Here is an 11,800-nt window from a genome sequence, read left to right as displayed (position 1 = left end):
GCCCAGCGCCTGCTTCAGCGTCGTCCTGATGCCGCGAAGCAGACGGCGCAGCACCACGATGACAATCACCGCCGCAACCGCCAGAAGCACCGCAATCCCAATGGCAAGCGGAGGATAAGCGATGGCGAGCGCCAGCAGCCCGCTCGTAGCGACGTCTTCGCCGGTCGAAACGGCCGCATTGCTGTAGGGCTCGGGGCTGACGTTGACGACCGCGCGTGTCGTCGCCTTCGCGCCGTGGCTCAGCAGCGCGCCGCCGCCGCCGAGCAGAAAGGCCACCACCTGCCAGGCCGGGTTGGACGAGTCGACCAGCGCCAGCGCGAGCAGCGCGCCGCCGAGCGGGCGGACGATGCCGTGAACCCCGTCCCAAATCGAATCGACCCACGCCACCTTGTCGGCCAGGAATTCGGCGAGGGTGCCGATCGCGGCAACGCCCAGCACCCATGGGTTGGCCAGGATCTGGAGCGCCTTCAGATGTTCGGGCAGCGGCAACCAGCCGAAATGCATCGCGATGCCGGTGACGAGGATCGTCAGATAGAGCCGCCATCCCGCCAGCAGACTCAGGCTTCCGGCGACTCCCAATATCTCCAAGATTCCCAACGGTCCGCTCCCGCTGTAGCGCTGTAGGCGCCATCTTGCACCTGCAGGGGCGTCCCCGCAATGCCGGGATGACAAGCGCGGGCACGCGGCGTATCGCCTGGACCATGAATGATTCCACCTTGCGACCTTATGCGTCGCCGCCGGTGCCCGAGGGAGCGATCCCCGCCGCGACGCTCGTGATCATGCGGCCTTCCGACAACGGCGGTCCCGACGAGATATTGATGGTGAAGCGCGCAACGAACATGGCCTTTGCCGCCGGCGCGCTGGTGTTCCCGGGCGGGCGGATCGATCCCGACGATTATCTGGTTGCCGAGCGTCACGGCTTTGCGCCGCACGATCCCGAGGGCGCGGCCCGGGTTGCCGCGCTGCGCGAGACGATCGAGGAGACGGGGCTCGCGGTCGGCTGGGACGGGCTGCGCGACCGCGAAATCGCGGCCGTGCGGCGGGCGTTGCTGGGCGGGACGCTGCTGTCGGACATATTGGCGTCGCGCGACGAGCGGATCGCGCTCGACGCGCTCGTGCCCTTCGCGCGCTGGTGCCCCAATTTCAAGGAGGCGCGGACCTTCGACACGCGCTTCTATGCGGTGCCGGCCCCCGCCCACGGCCACGAACTCACCGTCGAAGAGGCCGAGCACAGCCAGATTTTCTGGGCGAGTGCGCATGCGACGCTGGCGATGGCCGAGCGTGGGGAGGCATCGGTGATCTTTCCGACTCGGCGCAATCTGGAGCGGTTGGCGCAGCGGACGGATTTCGAGGATTTTGCAAGACATGCAGAGGAGTATCCGATCGAGCTGATCACACCCTGGATCGAAGATCGCGGTGGACGGCCGTATCTGTGCATCCCGGAAGGGCTCGGATATCCGGTGACTTCCGAAGCCTTCGAGCGTGCGCGGCGCAGCTGATACCGGTCTATTTATCGGTGCATTAGCAATTTGATAGGAAATGATCGGCTAGGCCAAAACAGCATTGCAATTGCCGATGGTTACGCCTAGGAGGGCATTGCAGAACCAGATCGGGAGCGAGAGCTTTCTGGTGTGATTCGACAAGACCATTGATCCAGTGGACGGAGAATAAGATGAATCTGCTTAAGAAAGCTGCGGTCTCCCTCGCGGCGACCTCGATGATTGCGGCTCCGGTCGTGGCTTCGGCTGCTCCTGCGGCTGCCGCGTTCGACGGGGCTCGTGCGACCTCGACCGCCGAAGGCGAAAGCGAACTCACGGGGAGCGGTTGGATCATCGGCCTTCTCGCCCTGGCTGCCATCGTTGTCGGCATCGTGATCGCTTCGGACAACAACGACGACAACCCGACCAGCCCGTAATCGCGGCTCTTGTCGGAACCAGTTTCCGAACGGCCTCGAGCTCCTGCTCGGGGCCGTTTGCATATCTGGTGTCCGCGACTGCGTCGGTTTCTGACGGCGTTCATGCATCGTGACGCTTCGCGTGCCGTCGCATTGCCGCCGATGCTGTCGTTGCTGGAACATGATGACATCAGAAGGACTCGTCATTGCGAGCGGCGAAGCCGCGCGGCAATCCAGAGCGTGCGGTAACCGCTCTGGATTGCTTCGCTCCGCTCGCAATGACCAAGTGGGCAATCCAAAGTCATCAGAATCCGGAGGGGCATGTGTTTGATCCGCGACACCCCGTCATCGTTCGTTCTGAGCTTGTCGAAGCACCGTTCTTCCGTCGGCAGCGCCGAAAGAAATAACTGCCCTTCGACAAGCTCAGCACGAACGGATTGGGCACGATTCCGATTTATCGCACGCCGCTCTAAAGATCGAAGCAAGCATTTTCATTGACTGCCGGAAGGGCAGCGCCGTTTGCGGCGCGCTTGAACGGCCCCGGCATTTCCGAAACCGTCAGTCGTTCCGATCTCCTGCGCAAACGCTGTCGATTGTCGCCCGCCGCGCGGCGCGCGAGCGCGCCAAGGGGATGGCGGTCCGGGCTTCCCGCCGAGCCTCTTTCGCAATGGGTGCCAGCGCGAGCGTCGGGTCGCCTCCGGTCTCGACGATCTCGGCCAGAATGCGGCCCCACGGATCGACGGCCAGGCTGTGGCCATAGGTGGCGCGCCCGTCGGCGTGCGTGCCGCCCTGCGCCGCCGCGATGACGTGGCAGCCCGTTTCGATCGCGCGCGCGCGGAGCAGGACATGCCAATGCGCCGCGCCGGTCGGCACGGTGAAGGCGGCGGGAATCGCGATCACTTCGGCGCCGCGGTCGACCAGCGCGCGATAGAGTTCGGGAAAGCGCAGGTCGAAACAGATGCTCAGCCCCAGTCGGCCGAGCGGCGTATCGACCACGATCAGCGCGTCGCCGCCGGCATAGGCTGCCGATTCGGTCCAGTTCTCGCCCGACGGCAGCGTGACGTCGAACATGTGGATCTTGTCGTAGCGGGCCCGGATGCTGCCGTCGGCGGCGATGACATGGCTGCGATTGACGCGCCGGTCGCCCGTGTCGGCGAGCAGCGGCATCGAACCGCTGTGCAGCCAGATGCCATGGCGCAGCGCCATCGCCTGCAAAGCAGGCAGCCAAGCGCTGTCCGCTTCACGCCGGATATGCGGCGCCGACCGCTGACGATCGCGGTCGAGCAATAGCGACATTTCGGGCAGGAAGACCATCGAAGCCCCCTGCGCCGCGGCCGCCGCTATCGCGCGGTCGATCGTCGCCAGATTCGCATCGGGGTCGATGCCGCTCGTCATCTGGACGAGCGCGGCGAGCGGGGCGGCGGCTTGCTGTTCCATCCCGATTGGCTAGGCCGATGTCTTTCCGGGGACAAGAGGGCGACGGTTCAGTGGCCAGCAAGGTTTGAAGGCGATACACTGGCCCGATGTCAATTTCTCCCACGCGCGCCGTGTTGCGTCGCTTTTCCGTTCTGCTGGCTGCATGCGCGACCGCCGCGCTGCTGCTCGCGCCCGCGCATGCTCCGGCGCAGGAGGCGGCGACCTCTGCCCTTTCCTCCGTGCAGGCCGCTGGCGACGACTGGCTCTATGCCGGCAGCGACATTCCGCGCGACGCAGGGTGGCGCTTCGGCACGCTTGCCAACGGGCTGCGCTATGCGGTCCGCAATAACGGCGTCCCGCCGGGGCAAGTGTCGATCCGGGTGCGGATGGATGTCGGCTCGCTGTTCGAGACCGAGAAGGAGCGCGGTTTCGCCCACCTCCTCGAACATCTGACCTTCCGTGGATCGGTCCATATTCCCGATGGCGAGGCGAAGCGCATCTGGCAACGCTTCGGCGTCTCCTTCGGCAGCGACACCAACGCCCAGACGACGCCGACGCAGACGGTCTATCAACTCGATCTTCCCAGCGTGACGGCCGCCAATCTCGATGAAAGCATGAAGCTGCTGTCGGGCATGATTCGCGAGCCGCGCATCTCGGCGGCCGCGGTCGAGGCAGAGCGCGGCGTCGTGGTTTCCGAACTGCGCGAATCGGACGGGCCGCAAAAGCGCATCGCCGATGCCACCAACGCCCATCTCTTCGCCGGCCAGCCGCTTGCCGACCGCTCGCCGATCGGCACCCAGGAAACGCTCGCCGGTGCGCGCGCCGACAGCGTCGCGGCGTTTCACGATCGCTGGTATCGCCCCGACCGCGCAGTGATCGTCATTGTCGGCGATGCCGATCCGGCGGAATTCGAACGGCTGATTGCCCGATATTTCGGTGACTGGAGCGCCGATGGACCGAATCCGACGCCGCCCGATTTCGGTACACCCGACCCCAAGGCGGCGGTCGCGCGCGAGATCGTCGAGCCGGGCCAGCCCGCGGCATTGACGCTCGCGATGATCCGTCCGTGGAAGAAGCGGATCGACACGGTTGAGAATACGCGGCGCCTCTATCTGGAATATCTGGCGCAGGCGCTCGTCAACCGGCGGCTCGAAAACCGGGCGCGCAGCGGCGGCAGCTACCTCGTCGCCACGGTCGGGCAGGAATATGTCAGCCGCAGCGCCGACGTGACCATGGCGCAGATCGTGCCGCTCGGCGATTGGAAGGCCGCGCTTGCCGATGTGCGCGGCGTGATTGCCGACGCGGTCCAGACGCCGCCGTCGCAGGCCGACATCGACCGCGAGGCGAACGAGATCGAGGCGTTTCTCGCCAAGGAGCTCGAAAATGCGCGCAACGAACCCGGCGCCCGCCTGGCCGACGACATGGTGCGAGCGGTCGACATTGGCGAAACCGTGACCAGCCCGCAGGGGCAGGTCGACATGTTCAAGGCGATCCGTGCTTCGGCGACGCCGCAGGTGATGCTCGACATCAGCCGCGCGATCTTTGCGGCGCCGGTGACGCGCGTCGTGCTGACGACGCCGACGGCGGTCGAGGGCGGGGACAAGGCGCTGCTCGCCGCGCTCGCCGTCCCCGCACAGATTCGCGATGACCGGCTGGCGGTAGCGAAGGTGGACATCGGCGAGCTGCCCGCGATCGGCCAGCCCGGTACGATCGTGTCGGCGACGCAGATTCCCGGATTGCGGGCCGAACGGATCGAGTTCGCCAACGGCGTGACCGCGCTGGTGTCGAACAATGCGGTCGAGCCCGGCAAGGTGCGCGTCAACGTCCGCTTTGGTTCGGGCAATCGCAGCGTTGCCGCCGACGCGCCCAATCTGTTGTGGACGGGCGATTATGCGCTGGTCGCGAGCGGCATCGGTCCCTGGGGTCAGAACGAGATCGACCAGATCACCAACGGGCGGCAGATTCAGCTCAATTTCGATATCGACGACGATGCCTTCGAGCTGGCGGCGGAAAGCAGGCCCGCCGACCTCGCCGACCAGATGAAGCTGATCGCCGGCAAGCTTGCCTTCCCACGCTGGGACGCGGCGCCGGTCGAGCGGCTGCGCGTCGGCTTTCTGACCGGTTACGACGTCAACGACGCGACGCCCAATGCGGTGCTCGACCGCAATCTGCGCGGCTGGCTGACCGCCGGGGACGCGCGCTGGGCGGCGCCCGACAAGGCGCAGATCGAGGCGCTGACGCCCGCGGCTTTCCGCAGCTTCTGGGAACCGCGGCTCGCGAGCGGGCCGATCGAGGTGCAGCTGTTCGGCGATCTTTCTTCGGTCGATTATCGTCAGATCCTCGCCGATACGCTGGGGGAGCTGCCGCCGCGCAGCCCGCTTGCACCGCCCGAAGGGCAGGCGGTCGCTTTCGCGAAACACAGCAAAACGCCGATGATCGCCTATCACCGCGGCGAGCGTGGGCAGGCGGCGGCGATGACGGCGTGGCCGACGGGCGGCGGTCTCACGGCGCCGCGCGACGCGCGCGCGCTCGACGTGCTGGCGGCGATCTTCAACGACCGGCTCTTCGATCGGCTGCGCGCCGAGCAGGGGGCCAGCTACGGGCCCGTCGTTGACAGCCACTGGCCGACCGCCTTCGACAGCGGCGGTTATCTGCTGGTCGGCAGTCTGCTGGCGCCGAAGGACATCGACCGTTTCTATGCGATCGCCCGCGGCATCGCCGCCGACCTCGTCGCGCGACCGGTGAGCGCGGACGAACTGGCGCGCAATGCGGGCCCGATCCGCGAGCAGGTCGCGAGCGCCTCGACGGGCAATCTCTACTGGATGTTCCTGCTCGAAGGCGCGACCCGTGACCCGCGCGTGGCCGCGGCGGCGCTGTCGATCGGGGAGGATATCTCCGCCGTCACCGCGGCCGACATCCAGCGTCTCGCGCGGCGCTATCTGAAGCCCGACCGCCAGTGGTCGGGGGTCGTCCTGCCGCAGGGAATGTCGCTCGCCGATGCGTCGGCGCTTGGCCGCGCGGATGGACGGGCCGGCGGGCAATAGCGGAAAAGGACCTGCTCCCTAGCCGTCCTCGCCGGGCAACGGCCGCAGCCTCTGGATGCGCGGTTCGCGGTCGAGGTGACCCTTGGTCATGATGTCGTGGCGCATCTTCGCGCGCACGTCGTGGATCGACGCGATCACCGGCCCCATCGCGACGCCGAGGTCGATCAGCACCGCTTCGGCGAGTTGAAGCGAGCTTTCGAGCGTTTCGGGAACGGCATCGGTGGCGCCGGCCTGATAGAGGGCAGCGGCATGGTCGGCGCCGCGCGCGCGAGAGATGATCGGCAGGTCGGGATATTTGCGCCGCAGCCGCCGCGTCATGCGAAGCTGCTGCACCGGGTCGTCCATGGTCAGGACGACCGCTTCGGCGGTGTCGATGCCCAGCCGGTCGAGGCTGCCCGGCCGTCCGACGTCGGCAAAGCGCACCGCGAAACCATCGCGCCGCGCCGCGGCGACGGCGTCGATGTCGGCATCGACCGCGATATAGGGGCGCTCATGCTCTTTCAGCAATCCGGCGACGATGCGCCCGACGCGGCCGAAGCCGACGACGACGGTGCGCCGCGGCGGCGGTCCGTCGTCGTCGGCTTCGGCTTCGGCGACCCGTATCTCGATGCGCCGGGCGATGTCGTGGCCGACGCGTGCGAGCAGCGGCGTTATGGTCAGGCCGATCGCGGTGACGAGCTGCCAGAATTCGGCGGTGGTGCGGCTGATGATCTGTGCCTGGAGCGCGGTCGCGAGCACGATCAGCGTGGTTTCCGAGGGGCTGGCCATCAACAGCCCGACCTCGGCCGCGGTGCCGCGCCGCGCCGCGCCCGAAAAACGCAGCAGCGCGGCGGTGACGACCGCCTTGATCAGCACCACGCCGACCACCGCGGCGATGAGCTGCGGCCACAGTCCGGCAATCGTCCGCAGATTGAGCCCCATGCCGACGCTGATCAGGAACACGCCGAGCGCAAGTCCCTTGAACGGCGCGGTGATCGCCTCGACCTCGGTATGATATTCGGTCTCGGCGATCATCAGCCCGGCGAGCAGCGCGCCGACGATCGGCGACAGGCCGACCGCCGCGGTCGCCAGCGCGGCGACGATGACGACGAGCAGGCTGGCGGCCAGGAACAGTTCCGGATCCTTGGCGCGCGCTGCCTGCGCGAAGATGCGCGGCAGCAGGAACCAGCCGCCGATCGCCAGCGACGCGACGACCAGCGCCCCCTGCCACAGCGTGGTCAGCAGCAGTTCGGCGCTGTCGCCCGACGCCGCCGGCGACAGGGCCGCGAGGATGAAGATGATCGGGACGAGCGCCAGATCCTCGAACAGCAGCATCGAAAAGGAGGCGCGGCCGACCGCCGACTGGGTACCGGCGATGGGCAGGACGAGCGCCGTCGACGACAGCGCGAGCGCGATGCCCAGTCCATAGGCCGACGCCGTCGATTGATCGCTGACCAGCATCAGCGCCGTGCCGAGGATCGCCCCGCCCAGCAACAGCTCGGCGGCGCCGATCCCGAACACCAGCTTGCGGAGTTGCCAGAGGCGGCGGAACGAAAGCTCCAGGCCGATCGAAAAGAGCAGCAGGATGATGCCGAGCTCGCCGAACAGCGCGATATCGTTCGGCGACGAGATGGTGACGTGCCTCAGCCAGGGATAATCGGCGGTGAAGCTTCCCAGCCCCGACGGCCCGACGAGCAGCCCGACGAGAATGAAGCCGATGACCGGCGAGATGCGGAAGCGCGCGAAGGCGGGTATGACGACGCCCGCCGCGCCCAGCACGACGAGGGCGTTGCCGATGGCGGATGTTTCGGCTTCGGTGACCATTGGCCGACCTTATGCAGGTCGGCCGGTCGTATCTCAACTTTTTTGGTTGGTTAGCCGCCCATTTTTTTGTCGAGATTCTCGACGATCGCCTCGAAGAAGCCTTCGGTGGTCAGCCAGTTCTGGTCGGGACCGATCAGCAGCGCGAGGTCCTTGGTCATCTTGCCGCTTTCGACCGTGGCGACGCAGACCTTTTCGAGGTCGTCGGCGAACTGCGTCACCTCGGGCGTGCCGTCTAGCTTGCCGCGGTGCTTGAGCCCGCCCGTCCACGCGAAGATCGACGCGATCGGGTTGGTCGAGGTCGCCTTGCCCTGCTGATGCATGCGATAGTGGCGGGTGACGGTGCCGTGCGCGGCTTCCGATTCGACCGTCTTGCCGTCGGGGGTCATCAGCACGCTGGTCATCAGGCCGAGCGAGCCGAAGCCCTGCGCGACGGTGTCCGACTGGACGTCGCCGTCGTAATTCTTGCAGGCCCACACGAACTTGCCCGACCATTTCAGCGCCGACGCGACCATGTCGTCGATCAGGCGATGCTCATAGGTGATGCCCAGTTCGTCGAACTTCGCCTTGAATTCGGTCTGATAGATTTCCTCGAACAGGTCCTTGAAGCGGCCGTCATAGGCCTTGAGAATGGTGTTCTTGGTCGACAGATAGACCGGCCACTGGCGCGCGATGCCGTAGTTGAGGCTGGCGCGCGCGAAATCGCGGATCGAATCGTCCAGATTGTACATGCCCATCGCGACGCCCGACGACGGGAACTGGAACACTTCCTCGTCGATGACGGTGCCGTCCTCGCCCTCGAACACCATGCGCAGCTTGCCGGGACCGGGAACGCGAAAATCGGTCGCGCGATACTGGTCGCCAAAGGCGTGGCGGCCGACGACGATCGGGTCGGTCCAGCCGGGAACCAGTCTGGGCACGTTCTTCATCACGATCGGCTCGCGGAAGACGACGCCGCCCAGGATGTTGCGGATCGTGCCGTTCGGCGACTTCCACATCTTCTTCAGGCCGAATTCCTCGACGCGGGCCTCGTCGGGGGTGATCGTTGCGCATTTGACGCCGACACCATGCTTCTTGATCGCGTTCGCCGCTTCGACGGTGATCTTGTCATCGGTGCGGTCGCGCTCCTCTATGCCGAGATCGTAATAGTGCAGGTCGATGTCGAGATAGGGCAGGATCAGCCGCTCGCGGATCCATTGCCAGATGATCCGGGTCATTTCGTCGCCGTCGAGTTCGACGACCGGGTTGGCTACCTTGATCTTGCCCATGTGCGTGCCTTTTCCTGTGGGGAGTCGAATTGCAGGGCGCCTTAGGCAATGCGGCCCGATTGTTCAACCGCCGTGGTGATGCGCCTGATCGGGCGAGGCGCGGAACGATTGCACAACTCGATTGTCTCTTTGGAACCGCCCCCCTAGAAAGACCGCTATGTCCTCCACCATTTCCTCGAACCGTCCCGGCGGCGGCATCAAGTGGCGCTGGCCGTCGATCCATCCGGAGGGGCGCAAGTTCCTGTTGATCGCGGGCGTCGTCACCCTCTGCTTCTGGCTGCTGGGCTGGGAGATCGCCGGCTGGCTGATGTTCGGCCTGACCATCTGGGTTGCCGCCTTCTTCCGCGATCCGGTGCGCGTGACCCCGACGGCGCGCGACCTTGTCATCGCCCCGGCCGACGGGCTGGTCACCCAGATCGCAGAGGTTCCGCCGCCGATCGAGATCGCCGGACCCGACGGCCTCGGCGACGCGCCGATGCTGCGCGTGTCGATCTTCATGAGCGTCTTCGACGTCCATATCAACCGCACCCCGGTCGCGGGGACGCTGCGCAAGCTCGTTTATATCCCCGGCAAGTTCGTCAACGCCGACCTCGACAAGGCGAGCGAGGAGAATGAGCGCCAGCATTTTGTCGTCGAGCGCGCCGACGGGGTGCGGATCGGCTTCACCCAGATCGCGGGTCTCGTCGCGCGGCGGATCATGCCCTTCGTCAGCATGGGGAACGAGGTGACGACCGGGCAGCGCGTCGGGCTGATCCGTTTCGGCAGCCGCGTCGACGTCTATCTGCCCGCGGGCACGACGCCGCAGGTGCTGCTCGGCCAGCGCGCGCTGGCGGGCGAAACCGTCATCGCGCGGATCGGGCACGCCGAGACGATCGACGGCATCGGGCAATAGGGGCGGCGGCGATGGATGGTGCCGATCGACAGGCGGATGCAGCCGAACGCCGGATCGTCGGCCTGCCGCTGCGCGCCTTCGCGCCCAACGCGGTCACGGCGCTGGCGCTCTGCTTCGGGCTGACGGGGGTTCGCTTCGCGATCGGCGAGGAGTGGGAAAAGGCGCTCGCCGCGATCATCTTCGCGGGGGTGCTCGACGGGATGGACGGACGCATCGCGCGGCTGCTCCGCGCCCAGAGCCGCTTCGGCGCCGAGCTCGATTCGCTGTCCGACGTGATCGCCTTCGGCGTCGCGCCGGCGATGGTGATGTTCCTCTGGTCGCTGCAGGATGCGCCGAAATTCGGCTGGACCGCGGCGCTGGCGCTCGCGGTGTGCTGCGCGCTGCGCCTCGCACGCTTCAATTCGCGCATGGACGCCGATGTCCAGCCGCACAAGGCGGCGGGTTTTCTGACCGGCATTCCGGCGCCGGCCGGGGCCGGACTGGCCTTCGTTCCCGTCTATCTGTGGCTGGTGACCGGCGAGACGCTGTTCCGCGAATGGTATGTCGTGATGCCGTGGGTGCTCGCCATCGCGATGCTGATGATCTCCGCGATCCCCACCTATGGCTGGTCGTCGATCCGTCTGCGTCGCTCGTGGCGGCTTTTCGCGCTCGCCGGCGTCGGTCTGCTCGGCGCCGCGCTCGTCACCGCACCCTGGTACAGCCTGCTCGCGATCTGCGTTATCTATGTCGCATTGCTGCCGTTCGGCATCGCGAGCTATGCGCGGGTCAGGCGGCGCGGCTGAGCAGCGGCTGCGCGGCCATCGCGCGCGAAACCGAACGGACGGGAAGGCGGCGGGCAGGGCGCAGGCGCGTCGTCGCGGCGGCCGGAGCCGGGGAGGCCGGAACGCCGTCGGCCGGGAAAGCTCCGTCGCCCGCAAGCGCCGAAAGGATCGCATCGCCGTTCGATGTCAGCATCGCCAGGATCACGGCGAGACCAAGCCCCGCAGCAAGGGTGAAGAGGAGAGCGGCAGCGACCTGAAGCATCGACTTGTCCTTTCGGTTTCGGTCTGCGAAACCTCCCGCATCGGCATGACGGTTTCGCTATCCGCTTCGTTCCATGTTCATGATATGTTCTCAATCATCCTGCGATGAAGCGGTGCTTATCGTCGATGAATCGTTTTGACTGCGCCCGGCGTTCATGCGGCGGGCGTGCACCCGGCAGTGGCTTTTTCCTTGATTCCCGGCGGCGATGCGGCTAACGGCCCGCGCATTCCACATGGAAGGCGCACATACCGGTGCCGGGTCCATCCCTTCGCGGATGTCTCGGTTCTTGCCTTCCAGAGGACTAACCGGAAGGAGAAAGACCATGGCGGCACCTGTCGTCACGATGCAGAATCTTATCGAAGCGGGCGCCCACTTCGGCCACCAGACCCACCGTTGGAACCCGCGCATGAAGCCGTATATCTTCGGCGCGCGCAACGGCATCCACATCCTCGACCTGTCGCAG

The 11,800-nt window shown here is 66.5% G+C and carries 11 protein-coding genes; 6 read left to right on the top strand and 5 right to left on the bottom strand.

The features are described from left to right. Nucleotides 1-597, bottom strand: a 597-nt coding sequence (locus ABS88_RS19790) for a DUF4126 domain-containing protein (RefSeq protein ID WP_286750361.1), incomplete at its 3' end; no start/stop codon positions are given. Between the two features lie 104 nt (nucleotides 598-701). On the opposite strand from ABS88_RS19790, the gene ABS88_RS19785 reads away from it, so the two are divergent. Continuing rightward, nucleotides 702-1,499, top strand: a complete 798-nt coding sequence (locus ABS88_RS19785) for an NUDIX hydrolase (protein WP_076077954.1) — start codon at nucleotides 702-704, stop codon at nucleotides 1,497-1,499. A 173-nt stretch (nucleotides 1,500-1,672) separates the two neighbouring features. Beyond that, nucleotides 1,673-1,915, top strand: coding sequence for a hypothetical protein (locus tag ABS88_RS19780; protein ID WP_076077951.1), 243 nt, complete (start codon nucleotides 1,673-1,675; stop codon nucleotides 1,913-1,915). Nucleotides 1,916-2,452: 537 nt separating this feature from the next. Here ABS88_RS19780 and ABS88_RS19775 read toward each other — a convergent pair. After that, a complete protein-coding gene (locus ABS88_RS19775; protein ID WP_067111667.1) occupies nucleotides 2,453-3,331 on the bottom strand; it encodes a carbon-nitrogen hydrolase family protein in 879 nt (292 codons plus the stop codon). A gap of 86 nt (nucleotides 3,332-3,417) precedes the next feature. Between ABS88_RS19775 and ABS88_RS19770 the strand changes: the two genes are divergently transcribed. Next, entirely contained in the window at nucleotides 3,418-6,354 is a 2,937-nt protein-coding gene (locus ABS88_RS19770; RefSeq protein ID WP_286750360.1) for a M16 family metallopeptidase, read from the top strand. Nucleotides 6,355-6,372: 18 nt separating this feature from the next. Here ABS88_RS19770 and ABS88_RS19765 read toward each other — a convergent pair whose 3' ends face one another. Then, on the bottom strand, nucleotides 6,373-8,157 hold the full coding sequence (locus ABS88_RS19765) for a cation:proton antiporter domain-containing protein (protein WP_104959483.1): 1,785 nt from the start codon (nucleotides 8,155-8,157) through the stop codon (nucleotides 6,373-6,375). A gap of 50 nt (nucleotides 8,158-8,207) precedes the next feature. After that, entirely contained in the window at nucleotides 8,208-9,422 is a 1,215-nt protein-coding gene (locus ABS88_RS19760) for an NADP-dependent isocitrate dehydrogenase (RefSeq protein ID WP_067111658.1), read from the bottom strand. A 157-nt stretch (nucleotides 9,423-9,579) separates the two neighbouring features. Between ABS88_RS19760 and ABS88_RS19755 the strand changes: the two genes are divergently transcribed. Both ABS88_RS19755 and ABS88_RS19750 read left to right on the top strand, forming a co-directional pair. Further along, nucleotides 9,580-10,314 carry a phosphatidylserine decarboxylase gene (locus ABS88_RS19755; RefSeq protein WP_067111655.1) on the top strand — a complete coding sequence of 245 codons (735 nt, stop codon included), beginning with the start codon at nucleotides 9,580-9,582 and terminating at the stop codon, nucleotides 10,312-10,314. 11 nt (nucleotides 10,315-10,325) lie between these two features. Continuing rightward, a complete protein-coding gene (locus ABS88_RS19750) occupies nucleotides 10,326-11,096 on the top strand; it encodes a CDP-alcohol phosphatidyltransferase family protein (RefSeq protein WP_286750358.1) in 771 nt (256 codons plus the stop codon). Here the strand turns inward: ABS88_RS19750 and ABS88_RS19745 are convergent. Continuing rightward, nucleotides 11,080-11,337: a hypothetical protein gene (locus ABS88_RS19745; RefSeq protein ID WP_286750357.1), complete on the bottom strand. Its 258-nt coding sequence runs from the start codon at nucleotides 11,335-11,337 to the stop codon at nucleotides 11,080-11,082. The two genes, ABS88_RS19750 and ABS88_RS19745, sit on opposite strands and share 17 nt — an antisense overlap. 322 nt (nucleotides 11,338-11,659) lie before the next feature. Between ABS88_RS19745 and ABS88_RS19740 the strand changes: the two genes are divergently transcribed. Then, a partial coding sequence (locus ABS88_RS19740) for a 30S ribosomal protein S2 (protein ID WP_286750362.1) occupies nucleotides 11,660-11,800 on the top strand: 141 nt, incomplete at its 3' end.

It is taken from the genome of Sphingopyxis sp. SCN 67-31 (assembly GCF_001725095.1).
This window is presented reverse-complemented; position numbering and strand designations above follow the sequence as displayed.